The 25738-nt window shown below is 42.5% G+C and carries 14 protein-coding genes and 1 pseudogene; 12 read left to right on the forward strand and 3 right to left on the reverse strand.

The window, feature by feature from the left end:
- Nucleotides 1–7: 7 nt before the first annotated feature.
- The 3 genes from OWR28_RS17755 to OWR28_RS17765 are packed head-to-tail and all read right to left on the reverse strand — an operon-like array spanning nucleotide 8 to nucleotide 4880.
- Nucleotides 8–301, reverse strand: a complete 294-nt coding sequence (locus tag OWR28_RS17755; protein ID WP_332387816.1) for a T9SS type A sorting domain-containing protein — start codon at nucleotides 299–301, stop codon at nucleotides 8–10.
- Between the two features lie 11 nt (nucleotides 302–312).
- Entirely contained in the window at nucleotides 313–4203 is a 3891-nt protein-coding gene (locus tag OWR28_RS17760) for a hypothetical protein (RefSeq protein ID WP_332387817.1), read from the reverse strand.
- Nucleotides 4200–4880 carry a PKD domain-containing protein gene (locus OWR28_RS17765; protein ID WP_332387818.1) on the reverse strand — a complete coding sequence of 227 codons (681 nt, stop codon included), beginning with the start codon at nucleotides 4878–4880 and terminating at the stop codon, nucleotides 4200–4202. Before OWR28_RS17765 ends, OWR28_RS17760 begins: the two co-directional genes overlap by 4 nt.
- Before the next feature lie 516 nt (nucleotides 4881–5396).
- On the opposite strand from OWR28_RS17765, the gene glsA reads away from it, so the two are divergent.
- The 12 genes and pseudogenes from glsA (at nucleotide 5397) to OWR28_RS17830 (ending at nucleotide 25733) form a co-directional block, all read left to right on the forward strand.
- A complete protein-coding gene (gene glsA / locus OWR28_RS17770; protein WP_332387819.1) occupies nucleotides 5397–6410 on the forward strand; it encodes a glutaminase A in 1014 nt (337 codons plus the stop codon).
- A gap of 910 nt (nucleotides 6411–7320) precedes the next feature.
- A pseudogene (locus OWR28_RS17780) lies at nucleotides 7321–14345 on the forward strand (SDR family NAD(P)-dependent oxidoreductase).
- Nucleotides 14346–14364: 19 nt separating this feature from the next.
- Nucleotides 14365–18630, forward strand: a complete 4266-nt coding sequence (locus OWR28_RS17785; RefSeq protein ID WP_332387822.1) for a beta-ketoacyl synthase N-terminal-like domain-containing protein — start codon at nucleotides 14365–14367, stop codon at nucleotides 18628–18630.
- The gene (locus tag OWR28_RS17790) at nucleotides 18618–18917 is read left to right on the forward strand and encodes an acyl carrier protein (protein WP_002977699.1); all 300 of its coding nucleotides are present in this window, start codon (nucleotides 18618–18620) and stop codon (nucleotides 18915–18917) included. Before OWR28_RS17785 ends, OWR28_RS17790 begins: the two co-directional genes overlap by 13 nt.
- Entirely contained in the window at nucleotides 18908–19690 is a 783-nt protein-coding gene (locus OWR28_RS17795; RefSeq protein WP_332387827.1) for an alpha/beta fold hydrolase, read from the forward strand. Before OWR28_RS17790 ends, OWR28_RS17795 begins: the two co-directional genes overlap by 10 nt.
- A complete protein-coding gene (locus OWR28_RS17800) occupies nucleotides 19683–19841 on the forward strand; it encodes a hypothetical protein (protein ID WP_332387828.1) in 159 nt (52 codons plus the stop codon). The genes OWR28_RS17795 and OWR28_RS17800 overlap by 8 nt, the downstream gene beginning before the upstream one ends.
- A gap of 69 nt (nucleotides 19842–19910) precedes the next feature.
- Nucleotides 19911–22082, forward strand: a complete 2172-nt coding sequence (locus OWR28_RS17805) for a nucleotide disphospho-sugar-binding domain-containing protein (RefSeq protein WP_332387829.1) — start codon at nucleotides 19911–19913, stop codon at nucleotides 22080–22082.
- A 3-nt stretch (nucleotides 22083–22085) separates the two neighbouring features.
- Nucleotides 22086–23369 carry a condensation domain-containing protein gene (locus tag OWR28_RS17810; protein WP_332387830.1) on the forward strand — a complete coding sequence of 428 codons (1284 nt, stop codon included), beginning with the start codon at nucleotides 22086–22088 and terminating at the stop codon, nucleotides 23367–23369.
- Entirely contained in the window at nucleotides 23366–23704 is a 339-nt protein-coding gene (locus OWR28_RS17815) for a hypothetical protein (protein ID WP_332387831.1), read from the forward strand. The genes OWR28_RS17810 and OWR28_RS17815 overlap by 4 nt, the downstream gene beginning before the upstream one ends.
- The gene (locus OWR28_RS17820; protein WP_332387832.1) at nucleotides 23650–24618 is read left to right on the forward strand and encodes a phthiocerol/phthiodiolone dimycocerosyl transferase family protein; all 969 of its coding nucleotides are present in this window, start codon (nucleotides 23650–23652) and stop codon (nucleotides 24616–24618) included. Before OWR28_RS17815 ends, OWR28_RS17820 begins: the two co-directional genes overlap by 55 nt.
- A gap of 193 nt (nucleotides 24619–24811) precedes the next feature.
- Nucleotides 24812–25165 carry a hypothetical protein gene (locus OWR28_RS17825; protein ID WP_332387833.1) on the forward strand — a complete coding sequence of 118 codons (354 nt, stop codon included), beginning with the start codon at nucleotides 24812–24814 and terminating at the stop codon, nucleotides 25163–25165.
- Between the two features lie 373 nt (nucleotides 25166–25538).
- The gene (locus OWR28_RS17830) at nucleotides 25539–25733 is read left to right on the forward strand and encodes a MazG-like family protein (protein WP_332387834.1); all 195 of its coding nucleotides are present in this window, start codon (nucleotides 25539–25541) and stop codon (nucleotides 25731–25733) included.
- Nucleotides 25734–25738 lie beyond the last annotated feature (5 nt).

Here is a 25738-nt window from a genome sequence, read left to right on the forward strand (position 1 = left end):
TAAGCTACTAATTTTTAATTAGTTTTCCTTGTAATGATGTGTCTCCCGTTTGTACAATAACGATATAAACACCTTGAAGCCAGCTGGTAACTTCCACGTCTACCTCTCCGGAGGCCGCTTTCAGTTCCTTACGGAATTTGACATTGCCCATGGCATCAAAAACTGTAACCTGTTTTGCAAGTAATTTTTCATCGCCCGTATTATACGAGATTTTCACTTTTTCCTTCGCAGGGTTCGGGATCATTTTCAGAGAAGAAACTGAAGCCGCAACTACATTTCTTCCTGCACTTCTCATACCCATCCAGTCCGGATCTACCGCTTTGGTAGTAAACTTACATGTATCGTTTGAGAATAAGATCTCATCAGCCCCTGGAAGCCTGAGTTGGGATAGAATGCCAGTGGATTTGCATTCATATCATATATTCCTCCTGCAGGAATCGTAATAATGGACGGAATATAAACTCCAAATCCACTAAGACTTGAAACCGTAAGGCTTATCGGCTGGCTTCCGGTATTGTAGATGACCCCATAAACTTTATAGTGATCTCCAACCCACTTCATACCTTTGATATCCGCTTCCAGTTTACAATCTGTTTCGAATCCGCAATCTTTACCAGGATAATAATTCATGGTTCCTGAAGTAAACTGACATCCCAGATGGTCAATCTGAAGCTGATAGGTACCTGCAGAATTGATATACAGCGGGTAGATATAATCATTGTTTCCGCTCTGGATATTGTTTCCGAACAGCTGCCATTCATGATGATCGAAAACGCCTTTTGGTCCTAAGATATATTTACCCTCTCTAAAACATTCGTCATAACATCCTGTAGGGAATACCCACATCAGGCTTTCAAGGCTTAACGGCACCTGTGTATTACCTATAACTTTACAGCCGCTTGGCGCAGTGTAAATCACCTGGTAGGCCCCACCTTCATTTACGGTGATGGACTGGCCTGTCATTCCGTTGCTCCAGTTATAGACTCCGGCGGATGGCCCTGATGCAGTCAGCATAATCTCATAAGGCTGGCAGTTAACCAGATTATAGCTTACCGAAATCGGTGCCGGCGGACTGCTTACAGTAACGGTAAAGCTTTTACTGCTTGTACATCCTGATGTACCAGGAGTTCTTACTTCCAGTGTATAAACATAGGTACCTGCTGTTAACGGCCCCGTACTCAAAGCAATAGGATAAGGAGCTGAAGCCCATGGCGTTACTATCGTATTTCCTTTTTTCCATTGATATTCCAGGGTGTTGTCTGTTACAATACCGGTAAGTACTGTTGAAGATCCGTCACAGATATTAGCGGTTCCTGATATATTGACATATGGTGGATTTTTAAGGGTTACAGGCACTGCTGCTTCACTCATAACACTGGTTCTGCACCCGTCTGATGATACCAGCACCGGCCAGTAGCTGCCGGACTGCGTTGGTGTGAATACAGGAGAATTCGGTGCTCCTGATACAGGCTGAGAGCCATTCATCCAGATATACTGGCTGGGAGTTCCAACCGTACTGGTAAATACGATATTAGGAGCACTTCCCATACAGGCTACAAGAGAAGGAGGCATTATAGTACCATCAAGAGATGCCTCTTTCACATTAACACCGATTACAGCAGAAGTATATTCACATCCCATCGGGGTTCTTATTTTCAGCTGAATTGTTTTTGTTCCTGCCGTATTGTAAGTTATCGTGGCATCCGGACCTGTCGTAATATATGATGTACCATCAAAAATCCATGTGTAGGTATTTCCGGGAACATATGTTATCGGACTGAACGTAATAGGTGAGCGTGCACATAACCACGCAGGAACCAGGAATGTTGTATCAGGAACCGGAGCTAATACAATTGTCTGTGTAGTTGTACACGTTGGTTTTCCTGGCGCAGATACTGTCATTGTAAAGGTATAAGTACCTGGCGTCAGATTATAAGTAGCCGATTGTCCTGTCTGAGTAGGCTGTCCTGATGAAGTGAAGGTATAGGTAACAGACGCCGGATTGATGTCAAAAATAGTAGAGGTATTGAAAAGTGTTACCGTATATCCGCTTCCGTTACAAACTGTACTGATACTGAATTTAGGCTCATAGTGCTTTTTTACTTCCACTCCCTTGCTGTACCAGCATGATCCGTATCTTAAACGTACAAAAACAATATGCGCTCCTGCAAGATTAGTCTGATATACCGGAGAAGCTGTTCCCTGGCCGGAAACTAAAGTGAGTACACTATCGGATAACCATTGAATTTCATCCGGGATTCCGTTGTAAGTTAAACCTGAAACGGTAATGTTATTACAGGCTGACCATGCCGGAATGAAATTAATCTGTGGATCTGTTGTACAGCTTCCGTTGCTCGGGCAAGACTGTGTTACATTAATATTTTGAGAATAAACCACACAGCCATTGATATCTACTGCCCGTACCTTATACGTCCCAAAAGCACCGGCACCAAAGATAACATATGAATTAGTCGTAGCACCTGATATAACTGTATTGTCTTTATACCATTGCCAGGAAACAATATTGGTAAGCCCTGTAGAACTGTTAGCCGTTAGCGTATACGGTGCCATCGTTGTAGGATCACAAACTGCAATATTATATACCGGAGAAATTGTAATAATGGTTTCAGGGTAGATAATAAAGTTAGCACTTGCTGTAGGTTTATAATTACATCCGTTAGTACCTTCGTACGTTACAGTAACCGTTTGGGAAACATTGTTTCCTGAATTGTTCTGGATATACCCGGTATTCGGGAAGCTGTAAACTCCTGCCGGGTTAAAGGCTGTATTAAACATATTTCCGTTAGCAAAAGTGAAAATCACATTCGTTGCAGAAGTAATGGTTCCCTGGTTTACTGTGAAAGTAAGATTTGAACCTAAACAGATTCCGCCAACATTTGTAAAGCTTACTACCGGAAGCGTTATTAATGATACCGGCATCGTAATCGTTTGTGTTACGCCGCATTTTACGACTTTCAAAATCAGATTGGTCGTACTCGTTGAGGAAATTTCGTTGAAGTTTACAGTAATATTAGCTGTACCCTGCCCTCCAACAACACTTCCGAAATTAGAACTCGCAAATGACCATTCCATAGAATCCGGAACAATTCCGTTCAGATTGGCACTGAAGGTCTGAGTGCTGCTGGGGCAGAAAGGACCTGAGTTAGGATTAATTACAATGGTGCTGAGATCCAGTTTCGTCACATTAAAGGATTTCGGAGCTGAAAGACATCCTGCATTACTGATAGATTTGTTCTGAGCAGACACCGTATATGATGTGGCCCCTGCATTAAATATAACCGTTACAGAAGATCCGGCATTACTTCCCTGAACGGTTCCGTTGGTTACACTCCAAACCGGTACCATTCCTGAGTCAACAGAGCTGATGGTATAAACATAAGGTCTTCCCGGGCATACTTTTGTCTCTCCGGATATTGTTCCTAAAGGTGGCTGAGGAATAGGCAGTACCTTGATAATTCTTGCATTGCTTTCACAACCTCCACTCTGTTTGGTAGCTGTCACAGTATAGGTTCCTGCTGTTGCAAAGTTGTAGTTGAATATTCCTGTCATTACCGGAGAAGTATATGTAGAATTCCCGGTTGTTACTTTCCAGATAACAGGCACGTTAGGCGAAGCCGTGAATCCCTGGCTTGTCCCTGCACAGATTTCATCTACCCCACCGCTTACCAGTACCGGTGCTTCTACAACGATATCAATAGAAGCCTGTCCTTCGCAGGTCAGTAATGTATTGAAATAATTAGCTGTAAGATGATAAGTACCCGGCTGATTGGCAGAGAAAACAATTTCATTTCTTTGCTGGGTATTGGTCAGCTGGCCTCCCGCAGGCCCCGTTACATTCCATTCAACTTTGGTTGTAGGCCACTGAGGAATTGAATAGGTATACTGTCTGCCGGAACATATTACTGCCTGTCCTTTAACTTTTGCGTTCTTTAAAACTACAGGAATTTTGATTGTAGTCCATTCAGGGCAGGCACATTCTGACATATACATTACATATCCGAAGCCTTCAAGCGGGTCTACCTGATCCCAAAGCACTTCAATCTCGTTACCGTTAGTGCCCACAATTGTGCCTCCGATAACTTTCCATTGTCCTTTGCCACATCCATCCTGAGCACTGTATGTTTCTTTACTGCCTTCACACACTACGGAAGCACAGTTGATCTGTACAGGATCAGCTTTCAATACCTTGATCTGCTTTTAAATTTACTCTGGCAGCCGCACTTGTTGGTTACGGTCAGCTGAATCGTATAATTTCCTGGATTAGCATATAAGTGAGACGGTTCAAAAGCTGTAGAAGTTGTACCGTCACCAAAGTCCCAGAAATAATTGATAATATCCGATCCTCCGTTCTGGTCAGAAAGGTTATCAAAATAGATCGTCGTATTTCTGCATACCACCTCATCCAGATTTAGCATTTCAAACTTGGCAATCGGCCGGTTGATCTTTTCAATACAGATCGTCTGGGTTTCTACAGTTCCGTCACTGTACGTAATGACAGCCTGCAAAGATCCGTTACCTGCCGTTCCCCAGGCCACAGTACCTATGGTGTTAGCAGGTCCTGAAGTGGTTACGGTTCCGCCTGCAACCGTCCATTGAACGGCAGAAACATTAGGTCCCTGAACTTCATATACCACATTGGATACCTCACAGACACGGAGACATTGCGATGAATTGATGTAGGAATAAGCGATACCGTTGTCGGGGACCGGATTTTCTTTTTCGCCACGGAATTCCTGGCATCCGACCTGAGCGGTCCATGTAATTCGAGCTTGTGCTTGCAGTACCCAGGGTACCAAAAGCCAACATAGCAGGAGCCATCTGAAGATGTGCTGCCTACCAAAATAGGTGTTGTTTTTCATAGTTATTAAAAAGTGTTATTAATTTTTTATCAAATTAATAAAAAATTTAATACAAAAATCATTTAATCGTGAAAAAATAACAATATTTTACATTTGAATTTCAAACATATAGAAGAATTACTGTCTATATGCTATTTCACCGTCATATTAGTTATTCAGAAAAAATGCATTTTTTATCAATTTCCCACATTAAAACCAAATAAAATTCTAATTTTCAATAACTAAAAACAACAAAATCAACAATAAAAATTCATATTTATTTATTTTATACTACATAAATTACATTTAGATTAAAATTAATCACATTTAAAACTGCAAAAAACACTGCTTTTCATTCATTCTGTACGGCCGCAATATTTTCTCATTGACTTCAGAAATACCGGTCTTTTCTGTAATGATTCCTTATTCAAACCAGTTACAGGCAGGTACGGCAAATGAGAATTGCTGACAAGATTAAAATACTTTATCTTTGTTTTTTAAGGCTTATTATAAACCATTTATTTGAAGATCTTCTATATGAAAAACAACCGCTTTTTATTTTCTGCAAAAGGAATCTGTACAGCAGCTCTTATTTCCTTAAGCACAATTGTTTATGCACAGAAAACAGCAGATATTTCAACCATTTCAGAAAAAACACTAAACACCATCCTGGAGAAAAACAGAGCTTATTACACCCAGGGAAAAGTGGCAGATTATATTCCTGAACTGGGAAAAATGGATGCTAAAGCAATCGCTTTTTCAGTGGTAGACAAAAATGGAAAAGTATTCAATACCGGTGATGTCCATAAGAAATTTACCATGCAGAGCATATCCAAAATCATATCATTAATGGTGGCTGTCAATGAAAAAGGAGAACCCCATATCTTTGATAAAATGGGGTATTTCGGTTCTGATAAACCCTTCAACCACTTTTCAAACCTGGAAACCACAGGTAAACCGTTTAATCCTATGATGAATGCGGGAGCAATTCTTACCACTTCCCTCATTTCAGGCGATGGAGAAAAACCATTTCTGAAAATACTTGATATGGTAAGATACATCACCAAAAACCCTTCAATAGATTACAATACATCTGTTTACGAATCCGAAAAATCAACAGGACACCGCAACCGCGGGATGTTTTATATCATGAAAAACAGCGGACTTATTTCAGGGAACGAAGATCAGCTGGATAACTATTTCAAGCAGTGTTCTATTGAACTTACCGCAGAAGACCTTGCGAAAATCGGATACTTCTTTGCCAATCAATGTGTAAGATTTGATGGAGACTCCACCTATAAAAATGCCGATATGGCAAAATTGGTAGAATCACAGATGCTGACGGCCGGCATGTATGAGTTCAGCGGTGAATATTCCAGAACAGTAGGCCTGCCAAGTAAATCCGGTGTAGGCGGCGGAATTACGGTAAGCGTACCCGGCAAAATAGGAATCGGAGTATTCAGTCCTGCTTTGGACCAGCATGGTAATTCACTGGCGGGTTACCATATGATTCTGGATCTGGCAAAACAATACGGATTAAGTATATTTTAAATCTCAAATCTAATCAGCTACAGATCGGCATTAGGGATTGATCCCATATAACTTTCAGCAAGTTGATTTATAAAAAACCTTAACGGTTACACCTTAAAAAACAGTAAGTGAATCAAGCACTTACTGTTTTTTTTATGAATTCCGGAAAGATATATTAATTATTCTTAAAATTCTCTATCTGTTTATTTATCAAAAAGATAGGAAAAATTCATAAATAATTCAAATTAAATCACAATATATTGATTAATTTTATTTAAATTCGCTTTACCGTTTTATCAGATTGATAAAGGGCATTTTTACATTCTGGAACCTGATTCATCCTATATTATCTTTTTGTAATATAAGCAAAAACAAATCTCTTGTTTTTGAAATATTTTATTTTTTATTCCTATATTTGCTTAACATTTCTTTAACTATAAATATTTATAGTTATAGCAAATAAGATTGTACCGGCATGTTTCTAAGAATAAATAAACAATAATTATATTTTAATAACACATGAACAATTGATACATTTCTGTTAAGAAATAATTATCAAATTTCATTTATGTTTAAAAAATATATACAGTTTTATTATTTTTATTCACTCATAACAGATAAACACCATCAATACCAGCAGTATCCGTTTTTTTGTTATGGGATATCATTAACTATTTCTATACCGTGATGCTATGAAAAACTTGACCAAAATCAGGCTAATGCCCGTTGAAAAGCCGGACGCCACCAACACAACTTACAACTCATTCAGAACCGGAAGATTATTAAATAATCAACACCAAACAATACATATTGTTAACTATTTGATAAAAACCAATTTTATTATATCATAATAAAAAGCACAGGCCTTATTACCGAAAGGCGCCGCATTTTTATTATAAAACTCTTGCTATCATTCAATAATTATCACGCCATGAAAAAATTAACCATTATTGGACTAACGCCTTTTGAAAAACCGGACGTTAACCTTATGCTTAAACTGCATCAGGCGGGTGCATTTCCCGTCCTGAGTTTAGGAGATGAGCTTGCAACTGCCCAGGAAGCGTTACATCAACTTGATCAGATAGACGTACCATCGTATGGTATTTATTTTTCTAACGACCCTTTCTCCGACCTACAGATTTCTGAAAAAGTAAGATTTGCCATTCTTCCGGCCGGAATGCCTGCCCCTTCCAATCTGCCTCTTATTCCTCAGGTAACCAGCCTGGAAGAAGCCATACAGGCTGAACAATCGGGAGCAGAAGGAATCATTATCAAAGGAAATGAAGCAGGCGGACTGGTAGGATATGAATCCACATTTGTATTGTTCCAGCGTGTGATCAATGAAATCCGGAATATTCCGGTGTGGGTACAGGGAGGAATAGGTCCCCATACCGCAGCGGCGGCTAAGGCATTGGGAGCTGCAGGAGTTGTACTGGACAGTCAGCTGGCCCTGTTTCCCGAAAGCTCGGTTCCCCGGGAGCTGAAAGATGTATGCTCAAAACTGAATGGTACGGAAACTAAGGTGATCGCCAACCATCGTGTACTGGTAAGACCCAACTCACCCGTTTTACCTGAAAATACTACTGCTGAAGAGCTGAAAAATTCTTTTACGGTCTCGACCTTAATGCATGCTATATCCCAATGGGACAAGACATTTCATTAGCTACAGACCTGTATGAAGACTTTAAAACACTGAAAAAACTGGTTTTCGGATTCAAAGAAGCCATGTACGGACACCTGAAACAGGCAAAAGCGCTTAAGGTAGTTGATAAAGAAAACGCCTTAGCCCGGGATCTTGGTCTGCAATATCCTATAGCTCAAGGCCCGATGACCCGTGTGAGTGATGTTCCTTTATTCGCCAATGCAGTTGCAGAGGCCGGAGCTTTACCTTTCGTTGCTTTATCCTTACTAAAAGGAGAATCAGCAAAATCTCTGGTCATGGACACCAAAAAACTGGCTGGTGAAAAAACATGGGGGGTAGGAATCTTAGGATTTGCCCCACAGGAATTAAGAGATGAACAGACTTCCTATATATTAGAAGCAAAACCTCCTGTGGTTTTAATTGCAGGCGGAAGACCTGCCCAGGCCAAGGTATTTGAAAAAGCAGGTATAAAATCATTTTTACATGTTCCCTCTCCTGCCCTTCTGGATATTTTCCTGAAAGAAGGTGCTAAAAATTTCATTTTTGAAGGACGTGAGTGCGGAGGCCACGTAGGACCACTGGCCAGTACGGTTCTTTGGGAAAAACAGATTGAGCGTATTTTAAAAGAGGATCACCCGGAAGATATCAGTGTCTTTTTTGCCGGAGGAATTCATAACGCATTTTCAACAGCGTTTGTATCCATTATGGCAGCACCATTAGCCGCAAGAGGAGTGAAAATCGGAGTATTGATGGGAACAGCTTATCTGTATACCCATGAAGCTGTACAAACCGGAGCCATTCAGGAAGAATTCCAGCTGCAGGCCATGCAGGCGAAAGATACAGTCTTACTGGAAACGGCCCCGGGACATGAAACCCGTTGCTTAAATACAGCATTTGCCAATTATTTCAACCAAGAAAAATCCAAACTTCTGGCTGCCGGAATGGATAAAAAAGAGGTATGGGAACAGCTTGAAAAATTAAATGTCGGCCGCTTGCGTATTGCAGCTAAAGGTATAGAACGCCAGGGCGATCAACTTGTCAGCATTCCGAAAGATGACCAACTAGACTTAGGAATGTACATGATTGGCCAGGTAGCTACGATGCACAACCGTGTGATCTCATTGGCAGCCCTTCACCAAAGTATCGTGGACAATGATGAGCATGTTCAGAATGCAGCATTGCCTGAAAAACCGGTTTCTACAGAAAAACCTCTGGACATCGCCATTGTAGGAATGGAATGTATCTTCCCGGGCGCTAAAAACCTGGAGGAATACTGGAGAAATATTATTTTAGGAAAAGACAGTGTTACCGAAGTACCGGATGAAAGATGGAATAAAGAACTGTATTACCATCCGGATTCTGACGGACCGGATGTATCGCACTCCAAATGGGGAGGATTTATTCCTAAAATTGATTTTGATCCGCTGGCATTCGGAATTCCGCCACAATCTCTGGCAGCCATTGAACCAACACAATTGCTGACGTTGTTGGTTGCAAAACGTGCAATGGAAGATGCAGGATATGGTGAAAAACAAATCAACAGAGAAAACATTTCTGTCATTATAGGTGCTGAAGGCGGTAACGACCTTGCCAACAGCTATAGTTTCAGAGGATACTATAAGCAGGTTTTCGGAGAACTTCATGAAGAAGTAAAAGAAGCTTTTCCCCATACTACAGAAGACTCATTCCCGGGTATTCTTGCCAATGTAATCGCCGGCAGAATAACAAACCGTCTGGACCTTGGCGGCAGAAACTTTACCGTAGATGCAGCCTGTGCTTCTTCTTTGGCAGCAATTGATCTTGCCTGCCAGGAACTTGTGTTGGGAAAATCAGATATGGTTCTTGCAGGTGGAGCAGATTTACATAACGGAATCAATGATTACCTGATGTTTTCCAGTACACATGCCTTATCCAGAAAAGGAAGATGTGCTACATTTGACGGTGATGCAGACGGTATTGCCCTTGGAGAAGGTATTGCCATCCTTGTTTTAAAAAGATATGAGGATGCTGTACGTGACGGTGACCGTATCTATTCTGTGATCAAAGGAGTCGGAGGCTCCAGCGACGGTAAAGCACTTGGGCTTACTGCTCCAAGAAAAATAGGCCAGGTAAGAGCCCTGGAACGTGCCTATTCCCAGGCAGGGATAAGCCCGGCTTCCGTAGGTCTTGTAGAAGCACACGGCACAGGAACGGTAGTAGGTGACAAAACAGAGCTCAGTGCGTTAACGAATTTGTTCAGCCGTTCAGGAGCTTTACCGGGGCAGACTCATTTAGGTTCGGTAAAAACACAGATCGGACATACCAAGTGTGCTGCAGGATTAGCAGGATTGATCAAAGCCTCCCTTGCTGTATATCACGGGGTAAAACCACCTACCCTTCATCTTCAGCAGCCTAACGCTTACTATAATGCTGAGACCAGTCCGTTTGCATTCCATGCAGAAAGCGGGTTATGGTCAGAGAAAAACCGTTATGCAGGAATCAGTGCTTTCGGATTTGGAGGAACAAATTTCCACACGGTCATTGCCAGCCATCCTAAACAAGATGATTCAATCGTAATGCAGTCATGGCCTTCAGAATTGTTTGTTTTCCGTGGAGATACCTATGAAGAAGCAAAAGGACAGTCCGGCCAGGTAAAAGCTTTGTTAGAAATTAATGATGGTATTCCGTTACAGGATATTGCATACAGCTTAAGCATCAGCTCAGAAAAGCCGATCCAGTTCAGCATTGTGGCAGACACTGTTGAAGACCTGATGATGAAGTTGGAACTGGTACTGCTGGGCATTGAAACCAAAGATACTTTCACTGTTAATAAAAAAGAAGGTAAAGTAGCCTTCACATTTCCGGGACAGGGCAGCCAGAGAATCAATATGGCTCGTGATTTATTCGTAGTCTTCCCGGCTATGCGCAAGATTATTGATGAGTATCCTGAACTTGAAAAAGTGGTTTTCCCATCCAAAACATTCAGTGAAGCTGATTTAAAAAGACAAAAAGAAACCATTAAAGATACCCGTTTAGCTCAACCGCTTTTAGGAATTGTTGATCTTGCATTGGCTAAATTCTTAGAGTCACTGGGCATTATCCCGGATATGCTGGCAGGCCATAGCTACGGTGAAATTCCGGCATTATGTTTTGCAGGAGTATTTGGAGAAGATAAACTGGTAGACTTAAGTATCCAGAGAGCTCAGTCTATTTTAGACTCGGTAGAGGGCGGAGATCCGGGATCAATGCTTGCAGCAAGCGCCACTCCGGAACGTTTACAACCGGTCATTGCCAAAGTAGAAGGATGCTATCCTGTCAACTTTAATGCTCCTACACAATGTGTCATTGCAGGAAATACAGAAGCGATCAATAAATTGCTGGAAGTTCTTAAACAGGAAGGTATTTCGGCCAAAAAGCTTGAGGTTGCCTGTGCATTCCACAGCCCGTTATTAGCAAAATCCAAGGATTTATATGCTGAAGTACTGAAAGATGTTCCTTTCGGGGAAATGCAGATTCCGGTATGGTCCAATACCACAGCAGAAGTATATCCTAAAAATCCATCTGAAATAAAAGAAAGACTTACTGATCATCTGGTACAGCCTGTAAGATTTGTAGAACAGCTGCAGGCAATGTATAACGATGGAGCAAGAATATTCATCGAAGTAGGGCCAGGAAAAGTTCTTACCGGACTGACCAAATCCTGTCTGGAAAAAGACCAGCTTACCTTATATGTTGAAGACAACAGCCATAATAAATTCAGCCATCTGCTTTGCATGCTGGCGCAATATTTAGGAACAGGGCGAAGCTTCAATATCAGTAAACTTTTCGATGGACGCAACGTTAAGGTTATTGATCTTAATCAACCTGAGCTTTACAAGAAAAGCCCTGCCATCTGGCGTGTAAACGGGCAAACTGCCCATCCAACCCATGGTAATCTGCCATCCAATGGTGCATTACCGCTTATAAACCCTATTCCCATGAACAATTTTACTACGAATCACCAGGCACCGGCAGCTGAAGCGCAATCTACCGCCGAACGTATGCTGCAGGAATATTTAAACAGCATGAAATTAATGATACAGGCACAGCGTGATGTGATGCTTTCCTTTATGGGACAGAATCCGCAGGCATTCCCCGCTCCTGTATACCATTCACCGGCACCAGTGGCTGCACAACAGCCCATATCTGCTATCCCGGTTCAGCCTGTTTACCAGGAAAGACCAGTAGATGCAGTTCCTGTAAAGCAAGCTCCTTCAAAAGATATTAAATCCTTACTGCTGCAGGTGGTAAGCGATAAAACAGGATATCCTCAGGAAATGCTGGGTATGGAAATGGATCTTGAGGCGGATCTAAGTATCGATTCTATTAAAAGAGTAGAAATCATCGGAACACTCCGCAACGAACTGGGAACTCTGGGTAACGGAAACACCAGTGAAGATACCGTTATGGAGCAGCTTGCAGGAATAAAAACCCTAAGCGGTCTTGTTTCATGGCTTACGGAATTCTCAGGGGCTGAAACAACTGTTGCTCCTGAAAAAAACGGATCAGCAGCTGAGCCAGCAGCTTCACAAACACAGACCCTGCCGGCTATCTCTCTTGAAGATCTTCAAAATGCTATTCTGAATATCGTAAGTGAAAAAACAGGATATCCGAAAGAAATGTTAGGTCTTGACCTTGATCTTGAAGCAGACTTGAGTATCGATTCCATTAAACGTATGGAAATCATTGGTGATCTTAAAACCAGGATCGGTTTCGGCCAAAACCTTGAACAGGCGGATGATGTGATGGAAAAACTGGCTGCCATTAAAACACTTCGCGGTCTGGCAGGCTGGATCAGCGAAATGAATGGTGAATCGAACGGAACTACTCAGGAAACAAAAGAAACAAACGCCGTGGAACCGACTCAAAATGTACTTTCACGTCTCCGTTTTGATATTACGCCTACTGATACCTCTTTAGTACAAAATACAGAAGTATTGCAGGGAAAACGTTTTGCAATCACCCAGGATAACAGCAAACATTCTTCAGCAATCCGGGAAGCTCTGGAAAAACATGGAGCGATTGTAGAACTGGCAGATGCCGGAAAAGATCTTTCAGACATTGACGGATTAATTATGCTGGATCTTTTCTCAGCGGCTGATAAACCAAGCATCATCGATCATGTAGATCTGATCAAAAAACTGGATTTTGATAAAGCGAAATGGGTATACCTGATTTCAGATATTCCTGCTCATCTTCAGGAAATTACTGATGTAAGCGTATTGCGTCATCATCAGGGATATCCGGGACTTTTCAAGAGCCTGGCAAGAGAATTTGACAATACGGCCTGCAGACTGATCAGTCTGAGCACTCCTCAGGAAGTAAATCAGATTGCTGAGATTACCTTAAAGGAAATCCTTACCAATGACAAACCCGCTGAAATCATTTACAAAAATGGCCAGAGGCACAAAGTAGACATTATCCCTTCTCCATTGTCAACAAGTTTAAGTGAAGCCCACATTCAGCTGGATCAAAAATCTGTGGTACTGGTACTTGGAGGGGCACAGGGAATCACCGCCGAGTTGGTAAAACACATGTCTCAGGCATATCCGTGTACCTACATTCTGGTAGGAAGGTCTGCAGACCCGAGAAATGAAATTTCTGCAAAAGATTTTGAAGGAATGAAAACCAAAGAAGAAATCAGAGGTTTTCTGATCAGATCCGGACAATTCACTTCTCCGGCAGAGATTGAAAAAGAAACGACCAAAATTTTCAAAAACAATCAGATTCTCCGCACCATCCGTGATATGGAAGAACTTGGAAATACCATCATTTACCAATCATTGGATCTTTGTGATGAAGAAGGTTTAAGCAGTTTAATCAGCAGTATTTATGAAAAATATGACCGCCTGGATGGAGTAATTCATGGAGCTGGTCTTTTAGAGGATAAACTGTTTAAACAAAAGACAACAAGCTCTTTCGGACGTGTATTTGATACCAAAGTGAAACCGCTTCGTGTATTGGCAGAACAGCTTCGTGAAGACTGCCAGTTCGTGGTATTATTCTCAAGTATCGCTTCTGTATACGGTAATAAAGGGCAGACAGATTATGCGGCTGCCAACAGTGTACTGGATGATTATGCCAATGCCTTGGACAAAAGATTAAAAGGAAAAGTAATCTCGATCAACTGGGGGCCATGGAAAGGTGCCGGAATGGTTTCTTCCACCCTTGAATCAGAATACGAACGCAGAGGAATTTCCATGATCCCATTGGATGAAGGAAAAGAAATCTTCTTAAATGAGATCAAATACGGTACTGAAAGCCAGGTGCTGATCATGTCTGGAAATAATTGGTAAAACTCTGCATAAACAACGTATGAAAAAAACAGATGTTGCTGTAATTGGCCTGTCCTGTGTCTTTCCCGGGGCACAGGATGCCAACACTTTTTGGCAGAATATTGTCAATAAAGTCGATTCTACCGGGTTGGCCCCGGCTGACCGGATAGATCCGGTTCATTTCAGTGATGCCACCAGCCCCGTTGACCGTTTTTACTGTCAGCGTGGAGGGTTTATCCCTGATTATACTTTTGATCCTACAGCATTCGGTATCCTGCCACTGGCTGTTGAAGGAACGGAACCCGACCATTTGCTTACCCTTGATCTGGTACAGAAAGCACTGGAAGATGCAGGTGTATTTCAGAAGAATATTTCCCTTGAAAAAGCAGGAATCATCATCGGGAAAGGAAACTACACCGGGCCGGGAGCTACCCGTGCTATCGAAATTGTAAGAACCGGTGAACAGATTTCTTCATTGCTGCAGGAACTGCTGCCTCACGTTTCTTCTTCCGATATTGAAAAGGTAAAACATGCGTTTCAGGAACGTAAAGGCCGTTTTGCAGCAGATACCGCCATGGGGTTAATTCCAAATCTGGTTGCCTCTCTTGTAGCCAACCGCTTCAATTTAGGAGGTGCTGCATTTACGGTAGACGCAGCCTGTGCTTCTGCACTTATCGCTGTAGACCATGCGGTGCAGGAACTTCAGAGAGGCCATTCCGATATCATGATTGCAGGAGGAGTACACACAGGACAGAATGCTGCTTTCTGGAGTATTTTTGCCCAGCTGGGCGCCATGTCACGCCAGCAGCGGATTAAGCCTTTCAGCAGTGATGCTGACGGCTTACTGATCGGTGAAGGCTGTGGTTTCGTTGTTTTAAAACGATTGGAAGACGCCGTTCGCGATCAGGATAAAATCTATGCCGTAATCAAAGGTGTGGGAGTCAGCAGTGACGGTACCGGAACCAGCGTGATGAGCCCGTCCGTAAAAGGTCAGCTGAAGGCGTTGGAACAGGCATGGATCAATGCTGATTTAGATAAAAATAAAGTCGGTTACCTTGAAGCCCATGGCACAGGAACACCGCTTGGCGATAAAACAGAACTTCAGACGTTAGCTCAGTTCTTCGGAAAAGAAGAAGCTGCTCCGGCTGCAGGTATCGGATCTGTGAAGTCCAATATCGGGCATGCGATGCCGGCTGCCGGAATTGCAGGATTAATTAAAACCTGCTTAGCATTACACCATGACACTCTGCCGCCAACATTATATTGTGAGAATCCAACTGCAGAGATGCAGAACACAAGGTTTGAACCGGTACAGGAAGCCAAAAACTGGTCAAAAACAGGACTCCCAAAAGTAGCCGCTGTAAATGCCTTCGGATTTGGAGGAATCAATGCACACGTTGTTCTTGAAGGGTATGACATGCCGAAAAAAGATCAGGTGCTGATACTGGCAAGACCTACCCATGAAGAACTGCTTTCAGCCTTACAAAATCATGAAACAGCCATTGGAGAAGGAGATTTCAGAGTAGCCATCTTCGATCCGACACCGGCAAGAATAGAAAAAGCCATTAAAATTGTTTCCAAGAATATCATCTGGAAAAATAAGCAGGACATCTGGTACACTTCTACCCCATTATTAAAGGATGGCGGTAAAGTAGCCTTTGTATTTCCGGGCTTAGACGGTCTGGCGAAAGGTGAAGTAGAAACGGTAAGCCGTTATTTTGGGTTAACAGCACCTATTGAAACGGAAGGAGAAGGCCTTTTGACCGATGCTTTGAATATCTTCAACAACTGCAGTATCCTTGACAATTCATTGAAAAAACTGGGGATTATTCCCGATATGAATGCCGGGCACAGCCTGGGAGAATGGCTGGCAGGATATTCGTCTGAGCTGGCAGAAGCCAATTCTGTAAAAGCTTTAATTGACGTGCTGAATCCTGAAACATTTGAATTAAAAGATTCAAAATTCATTGCCATAGGAGCAGGTATTGAAGCCATAAAACCTTTTATTGATGAAATTTCAAATCTGTATGTTTCCAATGACAACTGCCCCAATCAGGTGATTCTCTGCGGAAGCAATGCTGCTTTGGACGAGTTGGTTCCATTGTTAAAAGCCAGGCAGATTTTCCACCAGGTGCTGCCTTTCCAGTCAGGATTTCACTCTCCTTTTATCGCGGATAAACTGGATGTGATCCTTGCCGGAATGGAAAAAGCACAGTTTCAGCAGACGAAAATTCCATTATGGTCTGCTACCACATTAGAACCTTATCCTGCAGATCAGGCAGCCATCAGAAAACTGAGTGCCGAGCATTTGGTAGAACCTGTCCGTTTTCGTGAACTGACCGATAAATTATACGAAGAAGGCGCCAGAGTATTCATCCAGGTCGGTACCGGCGGTCTGATCGGATTTATTGATGATACCTTAAAAGGAAAAGCTTTCAGCACAATTGCATCCAGCGTTCCTACCCGTTCTGCATTGGCTCAGTTACAGCGTGTGGTAGCTTCATTATTTGTGGAAGGAAAAACCGTTGCCCTTGACTTTCTGGAAATCCGGCATCAGTCAAAAAAATCAACAGGAAAAGGCATTAAGCTGGAATTAGGTTCTCCTATTATCCGTAACTTCAAAGAAATAAAAGCTTTGGCTTCATCCTTTGATGCGCCAAAACAATATACCACCTCAGCTTCAGCCATGACTGCCAAAAGTGGTCATCCGCTGGTACAGGCATTCCAGGATAACGTTGCCGATATGATCCGTATGCAGGAAGAAGTATTGACTTTATTCCAGAACCGTCCGGAAATCACAATCCGGCGTCCTGCTCCGGTGCCTCCTGCAGCACAACAGGCTGCTCCAAAAGCACCGGGAAGTACAACCTTCACAAAAGACCTGTACGTAACGCTGGAAAGCCATCCTTACCTGATCGACCACAGCTTACTGAGACAGCCGAAAGGATGGGCTCATGTCGCAGATATGGAACCGGTCATCCCGATGACGATGATTTTTGAGCAGCTGGCTGAAATTGCAGAAGCGGAAATTCCGGGAACACAGGTTCATAAAATCATGAACGTAAGTGTCTTCCAGTGGATGAACGTTGCCCAACCTTTCGGGAAAACCGTAAGAGGAGAATGGCGTTCACCGAATCATGCTTATCTCGATATTGAAAACTTTGCCAACGCAGAAGTTATTTTAAAATCAGGCCCTGTTCCGGCACCGGCATTCAATCTTTCCATCGGAAATCTTTTACCTATCGAAAGAACACCTGAAGAAATCTATGACATGCACATGTTCCATGGAGAAAAATACCAGGGAATTACAGAAATTTCAGCCGTTGGAGACAAAGGAATCATCGGAAAAATTAAAGGAAACGGCGGTAAAGGTTCATTACTGGACAATGCCGGACAGTTATTCGGGCTCTGGCTGCAGCTTACTTTGGTGAAAGACCGTATTGCATTCCCTGTAAAAATCAGAGATATTGAATTCTTTGGAGATATGCACGATCAGGAAGGTATCTTTGAATGTACCTGTATGCTGACCGAACTGAATGATGAATTTGCCATCGCAGATATCATCCTTAAAAGAGACGGAAAAGTATGGTGTGCCATCACGGGCTGGCAGAACAGAAGACTGGAAATTGATGCCCCTTTATGGAATGTTTCCATGTCGCCGCTGCACAACCGACTTTCTGAAGAGATTGCTCCTGAAGTATTCTTTTTCCACCAGGCCTACACCAGAGTAGCTTCATGGGACTTTATCCTGAAAAGGTATTTCAACCAGACGGAAAAGCAGCACCATCAGCAATTATTACCAAATAAAAAGAAAAACTGGATGGTAAGCCGTGTAGCCGTGAAAGATGCCGTAAGAAATCTTCTCCGCAAAGAAAAAAATCATGCCTGCTTTCCGATCACATTTGAAATCCGTTCTGATGAAGCGGGAAAACCTTACCTCATCAGTGATTTTACAGAGAATATCCATATTTCGCTGGCTCACAAAGGAAAAGATGCTGTGGGAATTGCGAGGTACGGAAAACCTGTAGGAATTGATATGGAAATCATGGAAGAACGCAGCGAAGGATTCTATGACCTGGTATTTACAGACAAAGAATTAACCTTATTAAAAGGAAAAGATCAGGCAGAATGGACCACCCGTTTCTGGGTAGCTAAAGAAGCCTACGGAAAGTTCTCAGGAACCGGACTGAAAGGAAATCCAAAAGCCTTCGAAGTAGAAGAAATAAAAGACGATCACCTGTGGATCAACAATATTGAAATAAAAACTATTAAACATAAAAATTATATTATCGGATGGACACTGTAAACGCAACATTAAAAATGAACCACGAAGAACTTTTTACTTTATTAAAAGGTTTTATTACTGAAGTGATAGGTGCTGAATTTGTAGAGGAGATGGATATTACTCCTGAAAGTTCATTCACCAAAGATCTTGAAATGGACAGCATAGAGATTGTCTCTTTCTCTGAAAAGATCAAAGCGCATTTTGGCGATCAGATCGACTTTACAGGCTGGCTGTCTTCCATGGATCTGGACCAGCTGATCAATCTTGACCTTAGTATGATCATCAATTATATCTACGAATGCCAATAATCACTGTCAATAACAGACAAGTTCATATACAGGAACTCAACAAAGGAGCCGGACAAACCGTGGTACTCATCCACGGTATGTTCAGCAACCTGTCCGTTTATTATTTTAATATTGCCCCCATTCTGGCCAAACATTTCCATGTGGTGATGTACGATCTGAAAAGCCACGGTATGAGTGAGCGCTTTCCGGATGGGTACGATCTTGACAACATGTCGTCCGATTTAATAGGTTTAGCAGATCACCTTCAACTGGAAAAAGTACACCTTGCCGGCTACAGCTTCGGAGGTCTGATTGCGTTAAAAACAGCTTTGGATTATCCTGAACGTATCCATCAACTGGTAGTGATGGAGGCACCGGATCCTCAGGATGAAAAAGCCCGTAACATCATTGATGAATACAGCAAAGAATTCCTTGAGCATTACGTAGCCAACTTTACCGATACCACCAAAGTGCAGATGGGCAAAAGGCAAATGGAAAAGAACCACCGTATGTATGAATTTCTGTTTAACCAGACCAGCATTAAAGCAGATATGATTAAGGAAAAGCATTTCCTTGGTGAAGCCCGTTTCAATGAATTAACGGCTCCTACCTTATTGCTTTATGGCGCTGATTCCAACTGCAGGCCTACCGGTGAGTGGCTTCAGTCTCAAATCAGCCAGTCTGAACTTGAATTAATCCCGGGCGATCACAACATTCCTATCCAGGAACCTCAGCTTATCGCTGAAACGATTGCTCAATTTTTATCTAAAATCCTAACACAAAACCATGGCTAAATTTGCATTTATAGTTCCGCCACTCACAGGACATGTCAATCCTACCCTAAGCATCGGTGCTGCCTTGCTGGAAAGAGGACATGAAGTAGCCTGGATCAGCCTTGACCCTACGTTAGAGGCCAAACTTCCCGGGGAGGAAAATTATTACTGATCCAATACGATCAGACCGACGAAGAAAAAGAGAAAGTGAACAATATCTCGATATCATTTCAAAAAAGTAGTGTATGGTATAGACAGCGTAAAGTTCCTGTACGAAGAAGTTCTTATCCCGCTGAACAGACATTGCTATAACGGAGTTGTTGCTTTACTGAAAACATATCAACCCGATTTAATTATCGGTGACCACCAGCTATTTGCAGCCCCGGTGGCCGCAAAAGCGCTTGGTATTCCTTATGCCACATCCGTTACCGCTCCGGCTGCCATCAAGATCATGAATGAACTGCCAAAGGTACATGAATGGCAGGTCAATCAGATCATCGGATTACAAAAAGAACTTGGTTTCCATGAGGAACGTTCTCTGGCCACTTCAGACCTGCTGACGCTTGTGTTAACCTCCGGTCATTTTTTTGGTGAAATGGAAGATCTGCCGCCTCAATATCAGTTCACGGGCCCTGTTCTTACCGAAAGACGCATCTCTTGTGAATTCGATTGGGACAGGTTGAAAAATGCTGCCAACAAAAAGATTTTAGTAAGCATCGGAACTACTTTCGATCACGATCATAAAAAAGCATTCTTCCAGAAGGTCATTGATGCCTTTAAAGACGAAGATTTAACCGTTGTAGTGGTTTCTGATCCACAGCTTTTTGAGCAGTGGCCGGAAAACTTTATGGTATATCAGCAGATTCCCCAGCTGGATCTGCTCCCTCATCTTGACGGTGTGGTGTGCCACGGCGGCCACAATACGGTTTCTGAAACCTTATCCAACGGGATCCCTTTGGTGGTGATTCCGATTGCGTACGACCAGTCACACGTTGCAGGACGTGTGGTGCGTACAGAAGCGGGTGAACGTCTTAATTTTAACAGGTTTAAAGCCAATCACCTGAGAGAAGCTGTACAGCAGATCTTAAATAACCCGGGCTACCGTGAAGCCGCTCAGAAAGTGGGACAATCTTTTGCCGAGGCAGGAGGCACAGCTACGGCAGCCACTTTACTGGAACAGGCTATAACAAAGGCTTCAAAACCTGAAAAACCCTTTAAGTTTTTATTCGTAGTTCCTCCGTTTTTCGGACATGTGAGCCCTACTTTAAGTGTGGGAGCAAGTCTGATTGCCCGTGGCCACGAAGTAAAATGGTTCGGAATTACGCCTTTAGACAGCAAACATATTCCTGAAGGAGGCTCTTATTTCTATCCGGAAGAAGACCTTATTCCGTATCAGGAGGAAATTGCCCGTATTTTAAAAAGGCAGGATGACGGACCCGCATGTTCAGGGCCTGAAGTGATGAAGCTGGCACTGGAAGAAACCTATGTTCCTTTTGCTAAAATGATGATGCCGGGATTAACGAGACTCACAGAAAGCTGGATGCCTGATGTGATCGTGAATGACTGTATCACTTTCGGAGGCGCTCTTTTCGCCCATAAAAACAATATTCCCTGTGTAACCACTACTCCGGTTCCGCCGGATGTGATGGGAGATACGGAAAAAAGTGCCCCAAAAATCTGGGAATGGCAGCAAAAACTGATCAGAGACCTTCAAAAAGAAGTAGGCATTCATGAGGAAGGCATTTATATCCATTCTCACAAACTGAATATGGTGTTTACTTCACAGGCTTTTGCCGGATTTGAAACCGTTCCGCCTCACATGAAATTCGTAGGGCCGGTAAAAGGACGCCCGAACGATGCCCCATTCGACTGGGATAAACTGAACGCTTCCACAACTCCGAAGATATTCGTATCATTGGGAACGCTGCTGGTAGACATCAGAAAAGCTTTCTTTGAAAAGATCATTGCCGCATTCAAAGACCAGCCGGTTACAGTGGTTGCCGCTACTCCACCGGAAATCTTTGAAGAATGGCCGGATAATTTTATCGTAAACAGCTTTGTTCCCCAATCTGCAGTGATGCAGCAGATGGACATGGTGATCTGCCACGGCGGCTTCAATACGGTAAACGATACTTTCCGTAACGGATTACCGATGCTGATCACACCTATTGCGTACGATCATTTCCATATTGCCAAACTGATCGAGCAGGCAGGCTGCGGAATCAGCATCCGCTACAAGAGACTGCGTGTAGATGCGCTCCGTGAAACCGTTTTTGAACTGCTGGGAAATCCGAAATACCGGGAAGCCGCCAGGGAAGTCCAGAACACATTCACCCTCGCCGGAGGAAATGACAAAGCGGTAGAACTGTTAGAAAATTTTGTACACGAACATTCAACATTAGCTTCTGTGTAGCCTATGAACCCACCTGTAAAAAGAAGATTGCTATTCGGGGAACGTATGTTATTAGGGGACGGAACAGAACCTTTTAACGCGGTCATCCCGTTCAGGCTAAGAGGAACTTTTAGCTTAAAAGAGATCCAGCTGGCTTTAGCCCGGATTCAAAACAAACACCCATGGCTCAGAGCACTGATCAGCCATGATGAAAAAAATATTCCATGGTTTAACGTTCCTGAAAAAACGGTTTCCATTCCTGTAAGGATCGTCCCCAGACAAAGTGAAGATCAGTGGCAGGAAGAATCCAGGAAAGAATGGAACACCACCTTTAATTACGAAAAATTACCCCTGATCCGGTTTATCTGGATCAAAGGGGAAGACGTTTCTGACATGATGTTCGCGTTCCACCATTGTCTTTGCGATGGTGGTTCTGCAATGGCCTTCTTAAAAGAGTTTTTATTGGCTCTGGACAACCCGGCTGCCGATATCGGGACAGAAAACCCGATCTTAGGCATTGAAGATGTGGTTCCTGCCCATATTCTAAACAGCAGAAGACAGAAACTGAAAGCAAAATTTATCGGAAGGCTGGCTGCTGCCGCGATCAAATGGATTCCGGTAGGCAAAAAAGCTGTGGAAAGACAGAGTGATTACCTGATCAACTGGAAACTGGATGAAACGGTAAGCAAAGAATTAATCGCTTACTGTAAATCCCAGGGGGTAACAGTGAATACATTTTTGGGTGCAGCAGTATTGCAGGCATTTAAAAAAGTAAGGGGAGAAAAATCTTTCAATAAGGTTTCCTGCCCGGTAGACATCAGGCGTTTTGCCCAACAGATCAGAGAAGACCACATTTTCGCTTTCGGGCTGATGATTGTGGTGTCTGCTGATGAAAAGCTAAGCTTTACAGAAAATCTCCGGGCCATACAGAAATCTGTGGAACAGAAAACCTCAAAGCTGAACCCTTACCTCACCATGATGGTGATGGAATCCGGACATGATGCGCTTAAGAATTTTACAAAGCTTTTAAAGAACGGGAAATCCTCCAACGACTGTATGTTTTCCAATCTGGGACGTATTCAGATTCCTCATGAGTACAAAGCGTTTACGGTAGAGACTATCTTCAGTCCGTCTGTCATTGGTCCTTTGGGAAATACCACTACCCTTGTGGTTTCTACCTACCGTGGCAAAATGGATTTTTCATTCATGGGAAGCGAAGGCTATTTACCGTATACCGATGCCATGGCAGTACGTGACGAAGTTATGCAGACTATTCATTCACAACTAAAACAAATGGCAGTATCATGATCAAAAGACCTCTAATGATGGTGGAAAGGATCATGTATGTAGATCCTGAAACGCCTTTAAACTGTGTTTACACCGCAAAGATCAACGGGCAGATTGCTGAGGAAACGTTTAAAACAGCCCTACTCAAAATCCAGCAGAAACATCCTATGCTGAGAGCTCATATTGATCACAACCAGGGACGCTATCCTTTTTTTGTAGGACAAAGGGATATTGAACCTATTCCTCTCCGGATTGTAGAAAGAAAAACAGATGACGACTGGTTCAAAGAATCCGAGAAAGGATGGTTCAGATTTTTGGGGAACCTAAAAAACCACTGGCTGAAGTCGTATGGGTAAAAGGAAAGGATACTTCGGAAATCATCTGGATCATGCCCCACTGCATTTCAGACGGAACTACCGGAGTGACTTTAATCCGGGAGCTTCTGAGCCTGCTGGACAATCCTTATCTGCCTTTGATTCCTTATGTTGCTTTTGAATCGGTAGATGATTTTCTGCCTTCGGATTTTAATACAGGCATTAAAAAATATAAAGCCGGCCTTTACCTGCTGTTTGCCAGGATATTCTTTTCCATCCAGCGGAAAAGTAAAAAGAGAAACCTTGGAAAAAACTACGCCATTCACTGGAAAATGACCCCTGAGGACACCAAGCTGATCACAGAAAAATGCAAAGCCAACGGAATTTCTGTACATGCTTTGCTGTGTTCTTCCGTAATGCAGGCTTTCCGTGATGTTCAGGGAGACCGTGCCAAAGGGAAGGTGATCAGTCCGGTAGATGTGCGTCATTTTATTCCCGAAATCAAGGAAGATCATTTATTTGCTTTCGCCCCAACGGTAGAGCTTTCCATCAAAAAAGACAGCAGGGATGTGATGGGCAATGCCAAACAGATCAAAAAAGACCTCACGGAGAAAATCAATAAGCTGGAAGCCCGTGAGCTCCTGTGGATGGGAGAACATATGCACCCCATCGTAGACCGTATGATCAGCATGCTGAAATCCAGCGAAGGCGGCCATGATGTGACCCTATCCAATATGGGAAAGGTGAATATCCCGAATGATTATAAAAACTTCAGTCTGGAAACCGTTTTTAGTCCTACCGTGGCTTTCCCATGGCTGAACTCAAATACCCTAGTCACCAGTACGTACAACCAGCAGATGGACTTCACCTTCATGTCCAATGAAAATTTTCTTCCCAAAGAAGAAGCCCACAAGATAAAAGATAAAGCCATCGAGCTACTGACCACCTCCGTATGAAACTGAAAATAAAGCCTCCAAAGCCAAAACCCATCAAAAAAACCACCCTCAGACGCTTTCTCATAAAGCGTACGATTTACTATGTCCTTCCCAATGTATTTTTTAATTTCATCATCGCCTATGCCAGCTTCAAAGAGTTAGGCTATACCCATTTTTCTCAGGAACCCAGAACCTGGCCCGCCTTACCCTGCCGATGGCCATCTTCCTTCCGGTAGTCCTTACCATTGATATCATCAAAAGGGTAACCGATGCCGCCAGCCAGGAAGCCATTGAGTTTACCGTAGACGAACAGCTGAATATTAAAAAGCTCATGACCAAGCTAAGCATCTTACACGGCCTGATTACAGGAGCATTGGTTTTATCCCTGCTCTTTATAGGACAGTACAATTTCTCAAAGGATTATAAGCTGGATGCTACGGCAATGGCTGTGGTGGTAGGTGTGCTGGCTGGTGTGCTGTCTGTGGTGTTTGTCTATCTGCCGGTGTGGAGATTGAGGAGGTGGATGTGTAGGAGGACGCAGACTGTAACCATGGACCTACAACAATAATTCATTTTCATAAATATCAATTCGCTCTCTAATGAATCTTTAGCCTTTATAGTATCATTTGATATTATTAAGGTTTTTGAAACCTCATTATAACTTTTTTAATGGTGATTCAATAATAATTTATTATATTGATAATACATTCTTATTCAAAATTTCCAGAATAATCTGGTACTTTAGACATAATTATACTTAAGTTTTTATTATTTTTAAAGTTGAATTAACTTCATCTATTAATTAATACCATGGTGGATAAAAGTACAATAGAAAAACTTCTTAAATTTCGGGATGAACGGGATTGGGAACAGTTTCATAATTCAAAAGATCTGGCGCTTGCTTTATCTATTGAAGCATCGGAACTGTTGGAAGTCTTTTTATGGAAAAAAACGAAGATTTTAATAAAGACAGGCTAGAAGAAGAATTGGCAGATGTATTTATGTATGGAATTCTCCTTGCAAATAAAAATGATATAGATATCAATAATATTATTCTAAAAAAGTTACAGAGAAATAACGAGAAATATCCTGTAGAAAAAGCAAAAGGAAAATCAAATAAGTACGATGATTTGTAGGACAA

This window comes from Chryseobacterium sp. 1B4 (assembly GCF_036631475.1).
Taxonomy (GTDB): Bacteria; Bacteroidota; Bacteroidia; order Flavobacteriales; family Weeksellaceae; genus Chryseobacterium.

Bases quoted from the DNA above. Each gene is read 5' to 3' on its own strand.
- OWR28_RS17795 (WP_332387827.1), top strand. From the start codon at position 18,908: ATGCCAATAATCACTGTCAATAACAGACAAGTTCATATACAGGAACTC.
- OWR28_RS17765 (WP_332387818.1), bottom strand. From the start codon at position 4,880: ATGAAAAACAACACCTATTTTGGTAGGCAGCACATCTTCAGATGGCTC.
- OWR28_RS17755 (WP_332387816.1), bottom strand. From the start codon at position 301: ATGGGTATGAGAAGTGCAGGAAGAAATGTAGTTGCGGCTTCAGTTTCT.
- OWR28_RS17820 (WP_332387832.1), top strand. From the start codon at position 23,650: ATGGTTCAGATTTTTGGGGAACCTAAAAAACCACTGGCTGAAGTCGTA.
- OWR28_RS17785 (WP_332387822.1), top strand. From the start codon at position 14,365: ATGAAAAAAACAGATGTTGCTGTAATTGGCCTGTCCTGTGTCTTTCCC.
- OWR28_RS17825 (WP_332387833.1), top strand. From the start codon at position 24,812: ATGGCCATCTTCCTTCCGGTAGTCCTTACCATTGATATCATCAAAAGG.
- OWR28_RS17800 (WP_332387828.1), top strand. From the start codon at position 19,683: ATGGCTAAATTTGCATTTATAGTTCCGCCACTCACAGGACATGTCAAT.
- glsA (WP_332387819.1), top strand. From the start codon at position 5,397: ATGAAAAACAACCGCTTTTTATTTTCTGCAAAAGGAATCTGTACAGCA.
- OWR28_RS17810 (WP_332387830.1), top strand. From the start codon at position 22,086: ATGAACCCACCTGTAAAAAGAAGATTGCTATTCGGGGAACGTATGTTA.
- OWR28_RS17815 (WP_332387831.1), top strand. From the start codon at position 23,366: ATGATCAAAAGACCTCTAATGATGGTGGAAAGGATCATGTATGTAGAT.
- OWR28_RS17790 (WP_002977699.1), top strand. From the start codon at position 18,618: ATGGACACTGTAAACGCAACATTAAAAATGAACCACGAAGAACTTTTT.
- OWR28_RS17830 (WP_332387834.1), top strand. From the start codon at position 25,539: ATGGAAAAAAACGAAGATTTTAATAAAGACAGGCTAGAAGAAGAATTG.